This is a genomic window from Oleiphilus sp. HI0061 (genome assembly GCF_001635675.1).
This window is the reverse complement of the sequence record NZ_LWFE01000299.1, coordinates 1-921: the sequence shown is the minus strand read 5'-3', so window position 1 is coordinate 921 and position 921 is coordinate 1. Positions and strand designations below refer to the sequence as shown.

At 49.6% G+C, this 921-nt stretch carries 2 protein-coding genes; both read left to right on the top strand.

Annotation, left to right across the window (positions count from 1 at the left end):
- The coding region (locus tag A3735_RS03885; protein WP_068637617.1) for an L-threonylcarbamoyladenylate synthase at positions 1-415 on the top strand (415 nt) is incomplete at its 5' end.
- A gap of 47 nt (positions 416-462) precedes the next feature.
- A partial coding sequence (locus A3735_RS03880; protein WP_156499389.1) for a coproporphyrinogen III oxidase occupies positions 463-921 on the top strand: 459 nt, incomplete at its 3' end.

The following is a 921-nucleotide window of genomic DNA, read 5'->3' as shown; positions in this document are numbered from 1 at the left end:
ACCCGTTGAAAAAGGCTTGATCTTGGTTTCAGGAGAGGCTTGTTATTTTGACGTTTTACTTAAGGATTTGCCCGAGGCACTTCAGCGTAAGTTTCTAGCGCCGGTTACGAGGCCGACTACTTGGTTGGTGCCAGATGAAGCCAACAGAGTGCCTTCATATATCAAGGGGCGGTTTTCAAGCGTTGCCTTGCGTCTTAGTACGCACCCTTTAATTGTTGAGCTTAGTCGACGAGTCGGAGCACCTCTGGTGTCTACTTCGGCTAATCCTTCTGGCAAGCATCCGGCAATGAACCTACGTGAAGCACGAGACTACTTTAGGGGGAGAGTTGATTATCTTCTGCCTGGCCGCCTTGGCGGCTTCGATAAACCTTCAGAAATTAGAGACCTGGTAAGCGGAGAGTCGCTACGGGTCTAGCGTTGGATAAACTCAGCGCATACAGAATAAATATTAGGAGTGAGTGCATGTTAGAACAGGTCAAAGCTTATTTGCTCGGTTTGCAAGATAGTATTTGTGAAGGGCTGGAGCAAAGTGATGGTCAGGCGCGCTTTGTAGAGGATGCCTGGGAGCGCCCTCAAGGTGGCGGTGGTCGAACTCGAGTGATTAAAGATGGGGCTGTTTTCGAGAAAGGGGGTGTTAACTTCTCTCATGTTTACGGGGACTCATTGCCGCCTTCGGCAACTAGTGCCAGACCTGAGTTGGCAGGTCGTCGCTTTCAGGCGATGGGTGTGTCTTTGGTTATGCACCCTCATAACCCCTATGTACCGACCTCTCATGCCAATGTTCGCTTCTTTATTGCGGAAAAGGACGGTGCTGAACCCATTTGGTGGTTCGGTGGTGGTTATGATTTAACGCCTTACTATGGTTTTGTAGAAGATTGCCAGCAATGGCATCAAGTTGCAGCGGAAGCTTGTGCGCCTTTT